The 16,454-nt window shown below is 60.7% G+C and carries 17 protein-coding genes and 1 pseudogene; 10 read left to right on the top strand and 8 right to left on the bottom strand.

The genetic code is table 11. The features are described 5' to 3' along the window. The coding region (locus YUU_RS0143800) for an SRPBCC family protein (protein ID WP_027527852.1) at window positions 1-396 on the top strand (396 nt) is incomplete at its 5' end. A gap of 278 nt (window positions 397-674) precedes the next feature. Here YUU_RS0143800 and YUU_RS55630 read toward each other — a convergent pair. After that, a complete protein-coding gene (locus tag YUU_RS55630; protein WP_156944885.1) occupies window positions 675-1,064 on the bottom strand; it encodes a cysteine rich repeat-containing protein in 390 nt (129 codons plus the stop codon). Window positions 1,065-1,671: 607 nt separating this feature from the next. Between YUU_RS55630 and YUU_RS0143785 the strand changes: the two genes are divergently transcribed. Next, complete coding sequence (locus YUU_RS0143785; RefSeq protein WP_027527851.1) at window positions 1,672-3,111, top strand: acetamidase/formamidase family protein; 1,440 nt, start codon at window positions 1,672-1,674, stop codon at window positions 3,109-3,111. 70 nt (window positions 3,112-3,181) lie between these two features. Here the strand turns inward: YUU_RS0143785 and YUU_RS57785 are convergent, their stop codons facing one another. Beyond that, window positions 3,182-3,601 carry a DUF4440 domain-containing protein gene (locus tag YUU_RS57785; protein ID WP_156944884.1) on the bottom strand — a complete coding sequence of 140 codons (420 nt, stop codon included), beginning with the start codon at window positions 3,599-3,601 and terminating at the stop codon, window positions 3,182-3,184. A gap of 359 nt (window positions 3,602-3,960) precedes the next feature. On the opposite strand from YUU_RS57785, the gene YUU_RS0143780 reads away from it, so the two are divergent. From YUU_RS0143780 to YUU_RS0143770, 3 genes are all read left to right on the top strand, one after another. Further along, window positions 3,961-4,938 (top strand): AraC family transcriptional regulator, encoded by a 978-nt coding sequence (locus tag YUU_RS0143780; protein ID WP_027527850.1) that lies wholly within the window; start codon window positions 3,961-3,963, stop codon window positions 4,936-4,938. A 132-nt stretch (window positions 4,939-5,070) separates the two neighbouring features. After that, complete coding sequence (locus YUU_RS54080) at window positions 5,071-6,420, top strand: NAD(P)/FAD-dependent oxidoreductase (protein WP_051390240.1); 1,350 nt, start codon at window positions 5,071-5,073, stop codon at window positions 6,418-6,420. 478 nt (window positions 6,421-6,898) lie between these two features. Then, window positions 6,899-7,342 (top strand): CBS domain-containing protein, encoded by a 444-nt coding sequence (locus YUU_RS0143770; protein ID WP_027527849.1) that lies wholly within the window; start codon window positions 6,899-6,901, stop codon window positions 7,340-7,342. A gap of 289 nt (window positions 7,343-7,631) precedes the next feature. Here the strand turns inward: YUU_RS0143770 and YUU_RS63100 are convergent, their stop codons facing one another. From YUU_RS63100 to YUU_RS0143760, 3 genes are all read right to left on the bottom strand, one after another. Then, complete coding sequence (locus YUU_RS63100) at window positions 7,632-8,015, bottom strand: group II intron maturase-specific domain-containing protein (RefSeq protein WP_198031958.1); 384 nt, start codon at window positions 8,013-8,015, stop codon at window positions 7,632-7,634. Between the two features lie 16 nt (window positions 8,016-8,031). Further along, complete coding sequence (locus YUU_RS60730) at window positions 8,032-8,289, bottom strand: reverse transcriptase domain-containing protein (protein ID WP_027527848.1); 258 nt, start codon at window positions 8,287-8,289, stop codon at window positions 8,032-8,034. A gap of 101 nt (window positions 8,290-8,390) precedes the next feature. After that, window positions 8,391-8,636, bottom strand: coding sequence for a hypothetical protein (locus tag YUU_RS0143760; protein ID WP_027527847.1), 246 nt, complete (start codon window positions 8,634-8,636; stop codon window positions 8,391-8,393). A 1,104-nt stretch (window positions 8,637-9,740) separates the two neighbouring features. Between YUU_RS0143760 and YUU_RS62040 the strand changes: the two genes are divergently transcribed. Both YUU_RS62040 and YUU_RS62035 read left to right on the top strand, forming a co-directional pair. Further along, window positions 9,741-9,950, top strand: a complete 210-nt coding sequence (locus YUU_RS62040; protein ID WP_027527846.1) for a PRC-barrel domain-containing protein — start codon at window positions 9,741-9,743, stop codon at window positions 9,948-9,950. 70 nt (window positions 9,951-10,020) lie between these two features. Continuing rightward, window positions 10,021-10,188 (top strand): annotated as a pseudogene (locus tag YUU_RS62035) (amidase); the annotation flags it as partial. 3 nt (window positions 10,189-10,191) lie between these two features. On the opposite strand, the gene YUU_RS0143740 reads toward YUU_RS62035, so the two are convergent. Both YUU_RS0143740 and YUU_RS0143735 read right to left on the bottom strand, forming a co-directional pair. After that, entirely contained in the window at window positions 10,192-10,899 is a 708-nt protein-coding gene (locus YUU_RS0143740) for an ABC transporter ATP-binding protein (RefSeq protein ID WP_198031957.1), read from the bottom strand. Then, window positions 10,877-11,587 carry an ATP-binding cassette domain-containing protein gene (locus tag YUU_RS0143735; RefSeq protein WP_371260592.1) on the bottom strand — a complete coding sequence of 237 codons (711 nt, stop codon included), beginning with the start codon at window positions 11,585-11,587 and terminating at the stop codon, window positions 10,877-10,879. The genes YUU_RS0143740 and YUU_RS0143735 overlap by 23 nt, the downstream gene beginning before the upstream one ends. Before the next feature lie 129 nt (window positions 11,588-11,716). Here YUU_RS0143735 and YUU_RS0143730 point away from each other — a divergent pair, with 129 nt between their 5' ends. The 3 genes from YUU_RS0143730 to YUU_RS54070 are packed head-to-tail and all read left to right on the top strand — an operon-like array spanning window position 11,717 to window position 14,860. Further along, window positions 11,717-12,952: an ABC transporter substrate-binding protein gene (locus tag YUU_RS0143730; RefSeq protein WP_027527843.1), complete on the top strand. Its 1,236-nt coding sequence runs from the start codon at window positions 11,717-11,719 to the stop codon at window positions 12,950-12,952. Between the two features lie 49 nt (window positions 12,953-13,001). Continuing rightward, window positions 13,002-13,862: a branched-chain amino acid ABC transporter permease gene (locus YUU_RS0143725; RefSeq protein ID WP_027527842.1), complete on the top strand. Its 861-nt coding sequence runs from the start codon at window positions 13,002-13,004 to the stop codon at window positions 13,860-13,862. Further along, window positions 13,859-14,860 carry a branched-chain amino acid ABC transporter permease gene (locus YUU_RS54070; RefSeq protein WP_035665002.1) on the top strand — a complete coding sequence of 334 codons (1,002 nt, stop codon included), beginning with the start codon at window positions 13,859-13,861 and terminating at the stop codon, window positions 14,858-14,860. The genes YUU_RS0143725 and YUU_RS54070 overlap by 4 nt, the downstream gene beginning before the upstream one ends. Window positions 14,861-15,065: 205 nt before the next feature. Here the strand turns inward: YUU_RS54070 and ltrA are convergent, their stop codons facing one another. Further along, window positions 15,066-16,397, bottom strand: a complete 1,332-nt coding sequence (gene ltrA, locus YUU_RS0143715) for a group II intron reverse transcriptase/maturase (RefSeq protein WP_051390239.1) — start codon at window positions 16,395-16,397, stop codon at window positions 15,066-15,068. Window positions 16,398-16,454: the final 57 nt, after the last annotated feature.

The raw sequence follows: 16,454 nt of genomic DNA, 5'->3' as shown, positions 1-16,454 counted from the left end.
TTCGCGTTCCTCACTGATCCGGAGAAGATCCTCCGGTGGATGGGAACGGAGGCGCAGGTCGATCCTCAGCCCGGCGGGCTCTATCTCGTCAACGTCACCGGCGCTCGCTTTGCCCGTGGGTCCTTCCGCGAGGTGGTGCCAGTGCACCGCCTAGCCTATAGCTTCGGCTGGNACGGCAGCGAGGTGGTACCGCCGGCGTCAAGCCTGGTCGAGATCGACCTGATGGAGCAACCGGACGGAACGCTGCTGCGCCTGACCCATACGGGCCTGCCCAGTGCCGAGCAATGCGCCGGCCACGCAGAAGGTTGGGCCCATTACCTCGACCGGCTGGCCGAGGTCGCAGCGGGACGCGACCCGGGCCCGGACCCCTGGCACGGCCGTACTGGTAACGATTGAACGCGGTCGCACCTCAGCCGATGCGACGCGATCATCGCCGCCTGCGCCGCATGGCCCGTCTTGATGATTAGCGGCTGGCGCAGAAGCTGCCACCTCTGCCCTCCGGCGCGGCGTTGCATCTGGGCGAGATACTGTGGGGCGAAACGGCGAGGTCGGAAGCTTTCCGTCCCGAGCGCTGGATGAGCAATCTTGTTTCTTGGGTAGCTCTGTTCGCTGATGCAGGCCTAACGCAATTTGTCCCCCTTGTAGTGAGGGCTCCGGGTCGCGGACAATGATTTCTAAAGATCCCCTCCCCCCAAGATTTTCTTGCCCGCTGCAGCCTGGGACATCGCATCCCTGCAGGGATCGCTCACCTCTGCCATGTGCGATTTTATGCAGGCTCTGATACCGCCGGTGCCCGGCACAATACCGGCACACAGGTTCGTAACATCGGTCTTGCACACCTTTGCGGTCACCGCCCCCGTGAGCACTCGGTCCTCGCAGGTTGGCGACAGATTGGTCAAGTGCGATTTTATGCAGGCCTTGATCCGGCCTTCGCCGGGCTGAACGCCGGCGCACAGTGTCTTGATATCGCCGGCGCAGGGCTTGCCCGCCCGCTGTGCCACGGCGACAGACCCTGACAGCAGCAGCACTGTCAAAATAACAAGCCCAGATTGCATTCCTGCCATTTTAGATCCCTCTATGAGATGCAAAAGGGCGGATTTGGGGTAATTATCCGATAATATCCGAAGGCCGGCCGCGTCGTTAGAACGACGCTGCCGGGACGCTATAAGCGGTTTGTGAAGATGGCACAAAGCGTAGCGCGCGAAGAGTGGCCCGTACTGCGCATCGCATTTCCGCCTTGGGTCAAGAGCGCTGTTTTGAACATCTCTCGGCCTCTTCCGGTGTTCACCGTTAAGCAGACCACTTCAGAGTGGCGTCGGACTTCGCATTAGCGCCAAGGGCAGACGTCTCAGCCTGCTGCGATCTTGTGCGCCCAATCGGAGATGGTGCCGATCGCAAGCGGCATGCTGCCGACTTGACAGTGCGCTTGGGCCTGCTCCTGCGCGGTCATCTTCGCTCCCAAAGCTGCGACAAGAGAACGTAATGATTCCCGGGCCCCAGGCGTTTGGACAGCGTGGCTGTCGGATTACATCGCTTGCGGTGAAGCAAGTTTGAGCGTTGGATTCCGCGGGTGGGCCAAGCGAGGCTAGTTTGGCTTGATGCGGGCCGCAATTCCTGCGGGTTACCAAGCCACCTCCTGCCCGGCTAATTCGTCAGAGAGGAGTTACCATCATGTGCGCAGGCGATGATCAAGCGTGCCCGCAATTTGAGCTCCATCGACAGAAACTCCTTGAGGACCTCGACCAAGAGCGGCGCGCATTCCTTAAGAGCGCATTCGCCGCGGGCGGTGGCGCGGCCGCGTTGGCTGCGAGCGGCACGCTGGCCACTCCGGCATCGGCGCAGACTAAGCCCGGCCAGCCGACCTACCACTACTTGCCGGCCAACTCGGACACGGTGCATTGGGGCTATTTCAGCAAGCTATTAAAGCCTCAGCTCGAACTGGATTCGGGCGATTACATCACCATCGAGGCCGTGACCCACCACGCCGGCGACGATGTCGAACGTATGGTCAAAGGCGATCCGGGTATTGAGAGCATTTATCTTTGGACCAAGGATAAGAAGGGCGTCAATCGCCGTGGGGCCGGCCCGATCGACGGTAAGCAGCTCGGACGCGGCGCAGGCGAAGGCTTCGGCGTGCATATCTTGACCGGTCCAGTTTTTGTTCGCGGCGCCGAGCCGGGCGATATCATTGAAGTCCGCATCATGGATGTAATGCCCCGGCCTTGCGCTAATCCGGCGTTCCCGGGCAAGTCATTCGGCAGCAACGCGGCGGCCTGGTGGGGCTTCCATTACAATGATCTGCTCACTGAACCGAAGCCGCGCGAGGTGTGCACGATCTACGAAATCGACACCAGCGGGCAGCAAAACTGGGCGCACGCGGTCTATAACTTCCGCTGGGTGCCTCAGACCGATCCGTATGGCGTGGTGCACAAGATCATCGACTATCCCGGCGTGCCGGTCGACCATTCGATTGTGCAAGAGAGCCACAACATCCTCAAAAACGTCCGCATCCCGATCCGACCGCATTTCGGAGTCATGGGCCTGGCGCCAAAAGAAGCCGACGTCGTCGATTCTATTCCGCCGAGCTATTTCGGCGGCAACATCGATAATTGGCGCATCCGCAAAGGCGCGACCCTGTACTATCCGGTCGCAGTGCCAGGCGGCTTGCTCTCAGTCGGCGACTCGCACGCCGCGCAAGGCGATTCTGAATTGTGCGGCACCGCCATCGAAATGTCGCTGACCGGGACCTTCCAGCTTATCCTGCATAAGCAGAATTCACTGAGCGGTTCGCTCGCCGGGCTGAATTACCCGCTGCTTGAGACGCAGGACGAATGGGTTCTGCACGGATTCAGCTTCCCCAATTATCTCGCGGAGCTCGGCCCTACGGCGCAGCAGGACATCTACAAGAAATCCTCGATCGATCTCGCGCTAAGGGATGCGTTTCGCAAAATGCGTGGCTTCCTAATGACCACTAAGGGACTGACCGAGGACGAGGCGATTTCGCTCATGTCCATCGGAGTCGACTTCGGCGTCACGCAGGTGGTCGATGGCAATTGGGGCATCCACGCGATCATCAAGAAGAACCTGTTTGCCGGTATAGCGACGGCTTGACGCTCTAGGACCCATTAAGCCGGACAACCATATGCCGGAGACGAGAATGTAGTTCCCGCAACCAAATTCCTCAGTTCTTCAGAAGAACGTGAGGCGAGGAATGGTGATGTGCAATGCACCGCTCATCTCCGTGCTTGGTGATGAGCATGGTGAAGCGCGACGGAGCTGGCACTGGCTTGCCATCCACTATACGAGTAAACGTGTAGAAGCCGGCGACAACGGCGGCGCTGTCGTTGATTGTTGTTGTGCGCCGCTCTTCAATCGTGTTCGTGTTGCCGCTTCCTTTTATGGGCGTGAAGTATTTTACTATCGCTTGCGTCCCCTCGGAGATGACTGGACTAACAGTTCCGAGAAGGATTGCGGCCGGACAATAGGTCTTAGCAATGGTCTCTGGATCGTTGGTGCCATAAGCGGCTGACCAACGATCTACTGCAGCAATTGCATCTTCCGACGGGCCAGCCAACGCTAGAGTGGATGACACCATCGCCATTGCAAATAGATGCAACCCTAATAACTTGTGCCATTTCTTCCCCCCTTCGAAATGAGTACGATCTTTTGAGAGGGCCTAGGCTGGCTAACACAGTTATCGCAACTGGGTTATACATACACGGCGGTGCCGCTAATGGAATGGTCCGGCCGCGCGTATTCGACGGGAGGCGCCTAACAGGACGGCTATGGACAATGAGCCGACATTTTTAACTCAAATTCTATCGGGGAAACGGATGATGAAGCCGCCGACTCATGCGCACGGCTTAACGATATGTCAGTGCACGAACTGCAAATCACAGATACCGACCGTAATTTGTCGCAGCATCTAATCCCGACGTCTTATCAAGGCTGGAGGCCCCCATGTCTACGGACGCAGCCGAATTCGCATCGCATCGATTCTCGACGCGCGGGCTTCCGGAGCGGATGAGAGTCCCACTATGGCGAGAGAACTTTGGGCGAGGCATAGTCCACGTCGATATAGAGCCCCTATCGGACGTACCGTTTCAAGCTGACGCAACGCTGCAAGCCGTCCGGGGGTTGCGCAGGCTTGCACTGAAAGGCTCCTCCATGCGATTCAAGCGCTTGCAAGCGAGCATCGCTGATGGTGACGACTCGATCGGAGTCATCGTCTGCTCTCCCGGCAGAAGTCTGCTGTCGCAGCGCTTCCAGCAAGTTGAGCTTCGCGCCGGCGACGCAATCGCAATTCTGCATTCGGACCCCGCCACCGTCACCTATGTCGACGGATTGCTATTTGGTCTGGCCGTGCCCCGCGACGCACTTGCACGGCGCGTGGCGAATGTCGAAAGCCGCGCCATGCGGCCGATTTCTCACCGAAATGAAGCGCTCCGACTCCTCATGGTTTGTCTAAAGTCGGCATTCAAGGAGGGGGCTCTGGCCGCCCCCAGGCTGCGTGATGCGGTCCTGGCTCACATCCATGATCTCGTGGCGCTCGCGATCGGCGAGTGCACTGCCTTAGGCGAGAGCAATGTGAGCGGGGTCGTGGCCGCGCGCCACAGCGCCATCCTCGACTACATCGCGGCGCACTTTCAGGAGCCAGAGCTCAGCGTCGAGACGGTAGCCCACTGCCAAGGCATCTCACCTCGCTATCTGCAGCGCTTGATCGCGTCATCAGGATCATCGTTCACCGGGCACGTGAATGAGTTACGTCTCCAACGGGCGCTCGAGCTGTTAACCGAGCCTCGCGCAAGCACACAGCGAATTTCCGACATCGCGTTAGAAGTCGGCTTCTCGGATGTTTCGCATTTCAATCGATTGTTCCGGGCTCGCTTTGGCGATTCGCCACGTGGCGTGCGTTGCGCCGGAAGCTGTGCCAGGTGACCTCGACCCGCGAGTGGCGCGAGATCTGGGGTCTTGACCGCAATCCGAGCCATCATCACCGGGCCCCGTCCGCTCGGCCGCGCTTGAACGGATTCGTGTCGATCAAGACATACTTGGGAATGGGAGGTGGCGATGGCGTCAACTCTGATCGGAAAGCAGGCCGCCGTGATCGGCGCGGGAATGGGCGGGCTCGCGGCCGCAGGGGCGCTGGCCGACCACTTCGAGCAGGTCGTTGTTCTGGAGCGCGACACTCTGCCCTCGGAGCCCGCGCATCGCGCCGGGACACCGCAGGCGCGGCATGTGCATGGGCTGCTGCTCAGCGGCCAGCGCGCCCTCAGCGAGCTGTTCCCGGGGTTCGAGCAGGATCTCGCACGGGCAGGAGCCGTGCGGCTCCAGGCCGGTCTCGATCCTCGCCTCGAACCCCCGGGCTACAATCCCTTCCCGCAACGCGATCTCGGCTGGTGCAGTTACGCGGCGTCACGGCCCACCATCGAGCGCGTCGTACGGCGTCGGGTGGAAGGTCTCGCCAACATCATGCTGCGCCAGCGCTGCCGGGTCACGGAAGTGTTGGCGTCGCCAAATGGAGAGGCGGTCACCGGCGTGCGCTGCGAGAATGACAAGGGCGCGAGCGAGACGATCGCTGCGGATCTTGTCGTCGACGCCTCCGGACGCGGCACGCCCACTCTCGCCCTGCTGCAATCGATCGGCCGACCGCTGCCCGAGGAGACCACAATCGGCATCGATCTCTCCTATTCCACATGCGTCTTTGCCGTCCCCGACGACGCCCCGACCGAGTGGAAAGGCGTCATCACCTTCGCCCAGGCGCCCCACAATCGCCGGGGCGGCATCTTGTTTCCGCTCGAGGGCAACCGGTGGATGGCAACGCTTGGCGGCCGCCTCGGTGAAGTCCCGCCCGGCGATGCGGAGGGGTTCCTGACGTATGCTCAATCGCTTCGGACGCCGACGATCTACAATGCGATCAAGCACGCCAGGCGCCTTGACGGGGTCGCGCGCTACGGCTTCCCGGAGAGCATGCGGCGCCATTTCGAGCGGCTCGATGATTTTCCCCGCGGGCTGTTGCCGATCGGCGACGCAATTTGTCGGTTCAATCCCGTCTACGGGCAAGGCATGAGCGTGGCCGCCCTGGAGGCGCGCCTGCTCCATGGGCTTCTCGAGAGACTAGCAGGAAACCGCGATCCAATCGCCGGGCTGGCACCTGCTTTCTTCGCCGAAGTGCCGACGCTGATCGAGACGCAGTGGTCGGTGGCCATACTCGACTTCGCGTTTCCCAATACGCGCGGGCAACGTCCGGCGGATTTTGAGATGACGCGCAACTTCGGTATCGCCCTGACCCGACTCGCCGCCGAAGATCCGGCCGTCCACAAGCTAACCGTCGAGGTCCAACATCTATTGAAGCCACGCAACGTCTATCGCGATCCTGCGCTCGTGCAGCGTGTGCTTACGAAAATGGCCGAGGTGTGACTCTTGCGGGGAGGGATTGACGCCGTTTTCAAGCGTGCCGACGGGCACGCCGCCGCAATGGATCAGCCAAGACGTAATTGCTGCGGTGCATGAGTCTCTTCATGGCCCAGGCTGTGTGAAGCCGAACTGCGCTTAAGCCGTTGTGATGTCGGCTGTTGACGGTAAACCGGACGCCGGGGTGTGCTTGCCTTGACCGCTGCTTGTGACCCTGGCTGTGTAAAAACGCGAAGGATTGAAACACGGCTAGAATTACATTCTGCAGTTTGTCATCTAAGTTGAAATCGCTTGCGAGCTTGAGCGCCAGAGCGCCCTTGCGGAAGTCGGGTTGCCAAACTCACTGCGGTGCACAACATCCCGATCGTAGGCGACAGAGGTGGGGTTAGCTTCCAAGGGGCGGTCCATGAGGAGCTCGTTTTGATCTCTGTCAAAACCGCAAGCGGATTTTATGCGATGTTGCGATCCTGCCTCCGGTGCCGCCATGACGACTGTTCGTCATATCCTGGAAGATAAGGGCCGTCGGGTATGGTCTGTGCGTCCTGGCGACAAAGTCTACGACGCAATTAAGATGATGGCCGAGAAGGACGTTGGCTCGCTTGTCGTGCTGGACGGCAGCAGAATAGTCGGCATTGTCACGGAACGACACTACGCCCGCAACGTATTCTTGAAGGGGCGCGCGTCGCCACAGACGCCTGTCGACGATATCATGGAGCGCAACGTCGTATGCGTTGGGCAAGACCAATCAATCGAGGAATGCATGGCGCTCATGACCACGAAGCGCCTACGCCATCTGCCGGTGACCGAAAATGGCGCGCTGCTCGGCATTGTTTCGATTGGTGATCTGGTCAAGAGCATCATCAGCGACCGGGAATTCTTGATCGAGCAGTTGGCGCACTACATCAGCGGCAGTCCCCGACCTGATTGACGTGGAACGAGGCGCTACGGTCGAGCCAATGGGTGAATTTACGCTCGAAGGTATTGGACGTCCTCTGGCAACGTATAACGTGCTCGGTGCCAAACCTGCAAAATTGAACGCCGGTGCATGACGCCGCGCGATGTCGGCGCGTGGCCATCAGAGTCCGGACGCCTCACTGCGGTACATAGCGGACTTGATTTGCTCCCGTTGAGTTCTTCGCATTTTGGTGGAGTCGAGATGTGGCGCGGTGGCTTTAGGCTGCACATATCTGTTGCCGCCTCTTTCGTCTGGCGGTGCCTTAGTGGTGCAGCCGTGACTCGTTTCCACATCCCGCTCGTCGAACCGGACAGGCAGATCTCCTGCATCCGGCCCTCGGACAAGACGCCTTCACCCACGGCAGGTCGCGCCCAAGCGCGGCTAGACGTACGAGTCCGAAGTGCCCGTAGAGGTGCAAGAGTGGATAGGTCCCGCCCCTGCGTCGCCTGACCCTGTGCTTGCTGCGTAACCACCGGCGCAACCGCACAGCGGTGTGGTTGTCGATCGCCCGGTACACTTTGATGACGGTGCCCACATTGAAGTAGTTCGCCCATCCGCGCGGCGTGCGGTTCAACTTAGCCACCAGCTCTGTGGTGTCTTGCCCTAATCCGGTTCGAGCCGTCAGCGCATGAATGGTTTCCACCATGCCTTGATGCTTTTCTTCAATGGCCGGTATCCCAGGCGCGCCTGGCCGGTCTCGCTGAGTACATCCGCCCGAACGAGTAGCCCAGGAAGTCGAACTCTCCTTCCGGCACCTTACAGATTCGTGTCTTCTCCTCGTTGACCGTCAGCTTCAGCTTTCCCATGATCACGCGCAGTTGTCGCAAGGCTTCTTCAGCTTTGCCCCGCCTGCACAGGATTACGAGGTCATCGGCATAGGTCACGATGCGAGAGCCGAGGCTTCGCTCCAGCCCGAGCATCTTCCATCCCGGGCAAAGTTTCACGCTGGGAACGCCGCCTCGACGATCCACGGGTAGCGCTTGGCCTTGGCGGCCTTGAGGGCTGCATTGTTTCCATAGCTTTAAAAGTTAGGTGGCCGTTGGCTAACCAGCGAACCTTCCGCGCCGTCCAGAAAATAGCCGTGTTCACTCTCGGCTCGGCTGTGCGGATGTGGGCCGTTGGGTGCAACCAACATCACAGCGGTAACCAACTTCCGTTCGTGGTCGTCCTCGTCCACGATACCACCAAGCGTTCGGGCGTAATTCAGGAACGCCGCCTCGTCGAACACGGCAAAGCGCTGGATGAACTCCAGATATTTGATCCTCATGATTGATCCCCACGCTTCCACGCAATGAGGGTCGGCCCGTGCCGAGACCTCCCGGGTCGGCTGGCGCGCGTGGCGAAAGGCTACACCTCAAGGGGTTTGTGGTGAAGGGCGTTTGTGTCTGGGGGGCCACCCGGGCCCCCGGGGGATTTTTCCGCGCCGGTAAATCCAACCCCCGGGCCGAGGCGAGACGCACTTTAACGGCCGCCCACCGAGCGCGGGCGGATGCGCTGGAGATCGAGGCTGGCGATGAGTAGCTTCTCTAGGTGAGAGAATCTGCCTGATGGATGAACCAGACAGCCACCAGCAACGTTGTGGCAGAAGGCGGGGATAGCACCCCGCGATGCGATCACCGGCCCGAGAAGACTCGAGCAATCGCGCCCCCCGGTGGTCGCGCTCCGCACCAGCGCCGCCTCGAGGGCGGCCCGGCGACCGCGGAGGGCGGGCGCAACGGGGCCGCGGCCAGCGTTGCGCGAAAATGGGAATACAGATCGGGCGTAGATCAAGAGCGATGCGGCTTCGCACCAGCACCGAACGCAAATTCAATTTCGGATGATACGCTGATCATCATAGGCCTCACGCTTGTTGGCCTCGCGCTCCAGCGCAAATTCTCGGAGGAGCCGCGCAACAAGAGCGGCGAAGATCAAGAGTCTGAAGGTAGCCGCACCACACGACGCTGACACCGCATCAACGCAGGGCCCCGAGGCCGACAACTGAGGCGGCCTTTTTACATCAGCGGCCCGCAGCGTTCCGTAAGCACGCTACGGGCCTAGCCGAAGCGAGGTGAAGGGGAAACCAAACCTCGCTGGCTAGCATCACGCTATGTCGGAACGGGAAAAGGAACTTTGACCCATCTCAAGAGGGATAAAACGATTTAGGACACTTCAAGATTCAACTTAGGACACTTGGGGCAAATACGGACAGTACCCCTTCACCGCCTTCATCTCGGCCAGCAACTCACCCGCCCTAATCTCCGCCCGTAGCCACAGCCTTAAATCGGTATCAGATATCGCCGTGCTGGCCGGCGATATCGCTTTGCGTCCCTGTCACGAGTTGTACGCTTTCATATGCGACGGCGCAGCCTATCCCCGAAAGCCTAGCCACGTCATGCCAACCGAACTGCGAGCGTTCACGATCCTTGTCGAATTCGATCAAGCTCAAACCGAGCTTGTCGGCAAAGCCGTCGTCCTGACCGACGGAAAGGCCGGGACCGTCGAGCAGGTCTGGCTCGATGAACGGCACGGCTTGCGCATTTCGGTCAGAGGCCACGATGGCAGGTGGCCGGTCTCAACGATCAAGTTGGCGCAGACGGATTGATGCGCATATATTTGCGCGAGGACGGTTTCACCGACTTCACCGATCTCACCTTGCGCCTTACTCGGACCAGAACACGTGTCCCTTCGACGTGAGCGGCCATCCCGCCTTCACGGTTCCGTGCGGCAGGGTGGGCGGGCTGCCTATCGGCATGATGCTGGTCGGCCACCACTTTGACGAAGCGACGCTGATCAACGCGGGCCAGGCATTCGAGCAGATCGGGGACTGGCAGAGCCGCTGAACGTCAAAGGCCCATCCGCTCAGAAATAAGCGTCCGATCGCCAAGTGCGGACAGCGCGAGCTCGTCTGTTATCCGACCCTTTTGCATGATCAAGACGCGCTGCGCCAGCGTGGCGACTAGCTTGAGATCTTGCTCCACCAGGAGGATCGTCAAATTCCAGGCGCTGCGCAGCACCTGCAGCCGTTCGGCGATGTCATCGACGATCGATGGCTGCACACCGTCGCTCGGCTCGTCGAGCAACACCAGGTTTGGTCGGCCCGCGAGACAGCGAGCCAGAGCCAGCACTTGACGCTCGCCGCCCGAGAGCATGCGGGCACGACGATCGAGCAGCGGCCTCAGGATCGGGAAGCGCTCCAACAGCTCCGGCACGGCGCTCGGCTCAATGACGCCGAGTTCGCCCATGCGCAGGTTTTCTCGCACAGTCAGGTCAGGGAAGACCCCCTCGCCTTGTGGAACGTAGCCTATTCCGGCGCGCGCCCGATGAGCCGTCCGAACGCGGGTGACGTCCCGCCCCTCATATCGGATGACCCCCGCAGTCGCCTGCAGCTCGCCGATCAAGGTCTTCAGCAACGTCGTCTTGCCCATCCCATTGTGTCCCAGCACGCCGACGAGTTCGCCGCGAGCGATCGAGAACGATACGCCGGCGAGGATGCCAATACGGCCATAGCCCGCGTGCAGATTCTCGACATCAAGTATGGCGCGACCTGCCAAGATACACCTCGCGTACGCGCGGATCGCGTTGCACGTTGTCCATGGCGCCTTCGACGAGGATGCGTCCCTGGTGAAAGACCGTGACGAATGAATTCAGCCTGCGGATGAATTCCATATCGTGCTCGACGACGATGACGCTCGCGTCGCTATTGATAACGCGGATAAGCTCGACCGTTCGGTCGATCTCTTCTGCCGCCATCCCCGCCGTGGGCTCGTCAAGCAGCATCAGCTTCGGGCGTTGGGCCATGACCATACCGATGTCGACCCATTGGCGCATGCCGTGCGCAAGTGTCCCGACGGTCTGCTTGGCCACATTCCCCAGATTGAGGCGATAGATCATCTCATGGACGGCGACTCGGGCACCGGTCGTCGAATGCCGAAGGCGCGCCGCAAGCCACAGATTCTCCGCGACACTGAGACCCTCGAACACGCTGGGGACCTGGTTCTTGATCCCGATTCCGAGGCGCCCGATTGTGTGTGGCGCGCGGCCAGTGATCTCCTTCCCATCGAAGATGATGTGTCCACCGCTGGCACGAAGCTGACCGGTGACGAGCTTGAAGAAGGTGCTTTTGCCCGCGCCGTTCGGGCCGATCAAGCAGCGCAACTCCCCGCGTCGCACCTTGAAATCCACGCCGGCGACCGCCTGGACGCCGCCGAACCACTTCTCGAGGCTTTGCGTCTCGAGCACCGACTCTTGGCTCATTGAGGCGCTCGGCGCCCTCATGAGGACTTGATCTGCATCGCGGTCCGGTGGGATAATGCAGCTTGCGCGCGTCATAACGCATTATAGCTGAAGCATAGGCAATGGAGGAAGCCCATGTTGACTCGCAGGACAGCGCTTTTTCAACTCAGTGCAGCGTCGCTCGGTTTGGCCCTGGCGAATATGCCGCAACGCCGCGCCGAGGCGGCGGACGAGATTGTCGTCGGCAACCTGCTCGATTCCACCGGACCGATTAACATCTACGGCCTGCCGATGGTCGATGCCACGAAATTCGCGATCGACGACATCAATTCCTCGGGCGGGGTCTTAGGAAAAAAACTTCATCTCGTGCAGTTCGATACGCAATCCAACAATCAATTGTACACACAATACGCTACGCAACTGTTGCTCGAAAGCAAGGTCGCGGTCCTCATGGGAGGCATCACCAGCGCTTCGCGCGAAGCCGTCCGGCCGGTCGTCAACAAATATGGCGCCCTGTATTTCTACAACGAGCAGTATGAAGGCGGCGTATGCGACAAGAACGTCTTCTGCACGGGCGTGACGCCGGCTCAGCAGATCGGCAACCTGGCGCCGTGGGCGGTGCAGGAGCACGGCCCCAAGTTTTATACGCTGGCGGCCGACTACAACTACGGCCATATTTCCGCGGACTGGGTGAAGGTTTACCTCCAGCAGGCGAAGGGCGAGCTCGCAGCGCAAGAATTCATTCCGCTCGACGTGGTCGATTTCGGCTCGGTCATTCAGCGCATCGAGAATGCGCGGCCGAACGTCGTGTTTTCCTTGCTGGTCGGTGGCAACCACATCGCCTTCTACCGGCAGTTCGCCGCCGCGGGTCTGAACAAGAAAATCCCGATCGTCTCGCCGACTTTCGGTCTCGGCAACGAGCAGATCGTTCTGAAGCCGGAGGAGGTCGAGGGATTGACCGTAATTTATCCGTACTTCCAGGAGCTCGACAACGAGACCAACAAGAAGTGGGTAGCCGCTTGGCGTCAACGGTACGGCGCCGACTATCCCTACATCACCGACTCGGCCAATACCGTGTGGAACGGCTGGCATCTCTGGGCCATGGCCGCCAACAAGGCGGGATCGCTCGAGCCGGCCAAGGTCATTGCCGCGCTGGAGAGCGGACTGTCTTTCGACGCGCCGGAAGGCAAGATCAGGCTCGACCCGCAGAGTCATCACGTTGTGCATACGGTGCATCTTGCGAAGGTCAACGACAAGAAGGGCTTCACGATCTTCAAATCGATCGAGAACGTCGAACCCTCGGACACTAAACAGGTCTGCGACCTGATCGGGAAGCCCGACCAACACACGCAGTACACGCCGAAGTTCTGATGACAGACGGCGGCGACGGCTGATCCGTGGCCCGGAGGGTTGCAGCGGAATGGACCAGGCAGTGGTAACGGCGGTAGGCGTCCTTTTCTCGATCTCTACCCTTGTGCTGCTCGCCCTAGGCCTCGCCATCATCTTCGGCATGATGGGCGTGCTGAACCTGGCCCAGGGGGAATTCCTCACGCTCGGCGCCTACACCGTGCTCGTCGCCACCTCTCACGGGCTCTCGATCTGGGCGGGGATTCTGCTCGCTCCGTTCGTCGTCGGTTCTATCGGAGTGATCCTCGAAAGATCGATCATCCGCTTTCTGTATGGTCGTCCGCTCGACACGATGCTGGCCACGTGGGGCCTGAGCCTGGCGCTCGTCGGCGTCGTGACTCTCGTCATGGGGCCGACGACCGAAGGTATTGCGACGCCCCTCGGCAGTTTCGAAGTCGGCCGCTACGGCGTCTCCTTCTACCGGCTCGTGGTGATTGCGATCTCCGCCGGCGCGGCTCTGGCGACCTATTTGGCGCTTCGCCACACGCGCTCTGGGCTGATCGCGCGGGCGACGATGCAGTCGCCTCATCTCGTGGCGGTCTCGGGCGTCGAGCCGCAGCTCGTCTATATGGCTACGTTCGGCGCAGGAGCGGCGCTCGCCGGGCTGGCCGGCGCGGTGATGGCCCCCCTGACCGGCGTGGTCCCCACCATGGGACTTGCCTTCATCGCCAAGATTTTCATCACCGTCATGGTGGGTGGCTCGACGGTGCTGGTCGGCACCGTAAGCTCCGCCGGCGTCCTCGGGCTGGTCGAGAGCGCCATTTCCTACGCCTCGACGCCGATCTACGGCCAGGTCGCGATGCTGGCTCTGGCGATGGTGTTACTGCGTCTCCTGCCGAACGGAATGTCCGGCCTGTTTCGGGGCGGCCTATGAAGCGGGGTGAGCTGATCGGCTGGGCCGCGGCGGCGGTTGTCCTAGCCGGCGTGCCCCAGCTGTTGTCGCTGTTCCAGACGGTCCAGCTCACGGTCTTCGTCATCTTTGCAATGCTGGCGCTTAGCCTCGACTTCCTTTGGGGGATCGCCGGCATTCTGTCCTTTGGCCAGGCGGCGCTGTTCGGCGTCGGCGGATACGTTTATGGCATCGTCGGCATCGCCTTGGGGACGACCCCGCTCGGATTGATTGCGGGAATGCTGAGTCCCGCAGTCGTCGCCGCGCTCATCGGCTACGTCGCCTTCTACGGACGGGTCGGATCGATGTATCTCGCCGTAGTTACCTTGACGCTGACGCTGATCCTTTACCAGGTCATGGGCAGCACGGCGGATCCGAAATACGCGATCGGCGATGCGCGCCTTGGCGGTTACAACGGGATGACCAACATACCTTCTCTGTCCCTCGCCGGTCGTGGCGGCCCGCCGCTGGGTCCGGTGGAATACTTCTATGTCGTCGGGGGACTGCTCTTTCTCGCCTTGATATTTTGCGTCACTCTCTCCCGCGCTTCTTTCGGACGCATTCTTCAGGGCATCCGGGAGAACGAGTCGCGCATGGAGTTGCTCGGGTATGACGTTCGCTGGCGGAAGCTCCTCGCCTTTGTCATTTCTGCGGCCATCGCCGGTCTCGCGGGAGCGCTGTTCGCGAGCTGGGGCAACTTCATAAACCCGGAGGTCTTCAGTCTGCCGCAGGCCGCAGTGGTGGTCATTTGGGTTCTGGTGGGCGGACGTGGCACACTGTGGGGCGCCATCCTCGGGACTGTCGTCGTACAATATTTAACAAGTCTCGTGGGCGAAGTCGGAGCAATCTATACCACGATCGTGCTTGGGAGCATTCTGGTCGCGATCGTGCTCTTGTTCCGCCGCGGCCTAGCACCGGCTCTAATGGACGGCGTTGTCCGGGTCGTTCGTCGTCGGTCCGGCGAGGTTGCCGCGGGTCGTTGAACTGCACGTCCGATCAACCCATGTCCGCTCTTGCCCCCGCTATGGGTAGAGTCGAGATGTGGCGCGGTGGCGGTAGGCTGAACATATCTGTTTGCCGCCCCTTTCGTCTGGCGGTGCCTTACTGGTTCACCCTTGGCTCCGTTTCCACATCCCGCTCATCGAACCGGACGGGCGCAGCTAACGCATCCGGCTCTCGGACATGACTTCACGCCTTCGCCCACGGCACGTCGCCGCCAAGCGCGGTTAGGCGTACGAGCCCGAAGTGCCCGTAGAGGTGCGAGAGTGGATAAGTCCCGCCCTTGCGTCGCCTTACCTTGTGCTTGATGCGCAACCACCGGCGCAACCGCACAGCGGTGTAGTTGTCGATCGCCCGGTACGCCTTGTTGACGGTGCCTACGTTGAAGTAGTTCGCCCATCCGCGCAGCGTGCGGTTCAACCTCGCCACCAGCTCTGTGGTGTCTTGCCAAGTTCCCGTTCGGGTCGTCAGTGCATGGATTTGCTCAACCATACGCTTGATGCTCTTCTTCGAGGGCCGGTACCCGAGGTACGCCTTTCCGGTCTTCGCCGAATACATCAACCCGAATGAGTATCCCAGGAAGTCGAACTTTTCTTCCGGGACCTTGCAGATTCGTGTCTTCTCCTCGTTGACCGTCAGCTTCAGCTTTCCCATGATCTCGCGCAGTCGCGACGAGGCCTCTTCGGCTTTGCCCCTTCGGCACAGGATCACGAGATCGTCGGCGTAGGTCACGATGCGAGAGCCGAGGCTTTGCTCCAGCCCGAGCATCTTCCATCCCAGCACAAACCGGCGCATGTAGATATTCGCCAGCAATGGTGAGAGGGGTGAACCTTGCGGAATGCCGCGCCGGTTGTCCCGGGCTTCGGTCGTGCGTGTCTTCCGTCCTCGATCGTCGGTTTCTTCCACGGGACACTCCAGCCACATCTTGATCAGATGCAGCACGCGCCGATCAACAATCCGGCGCGCTACCGACTTGAGAAGGTCGGCATGCGAAATGCTTCCGAAGTAGTCCGCGAGGTCGGCGTCAACGACTTCCGGGTGGCCACGGAACAGCTGCGCTTCCACCTCGACCACCGCCTGTTGGGCATTTCGCCCGGGACGGTACGCGTACTGTTCGGGTGGAAGGTCGGCTTCGAAGATCGGTTCTAGCACNAGCATCGCTGCCGTCATGCAGACTCGATCGCGCAAGGTCGAGATGCCCAATGGCCTGAGTTTGCCGTTGGCCTTCGGTATGTACACTCTTCTGATAGGGTCCGGTCGATACGTCTCCTGCCTGAGCGCAAGCGCCAGTTCACCAAGCCATCGCTGTAGCCCGTACACTTCGATGTCCGCGAAGTCCTGACCGTCCACGCCCGGTGCGCCCTTGTTGGAGCGGCATTGAGCATAGGCATGGGCCAAGATGTCTTCCCGGCTGATCTTGTCGTACAGGGCNTAGAAGCGGTAGCCGGCTTCTGCCTTCGCTTTCGCGTGCAACGCCGTCTGCAGTTTCTGAACACTCTTCGGAGTTGATAGGTTGCCCAATCCCCAGGTCCCTCNCTACGTCTTGCGTTCGTCTTGAACTGAGGTCCCTTCCCTCCC

The organism is Bradyrhizobium sp. Ec3.3 (assembly GCF_000472925.1).
In the GTDB taxonomy this organism is placed as follows: Bacteria; Pseudomonadota; Alphaproteobacteria; order Rhizobiales; family Xanthobacteraceae; genus Bradyrhizobium.
The sequence above is the reverse complement of the archived record's forward strand: the minus strand, read 5'-3'. Positions and strand labels throughout refer to the sequence as shown.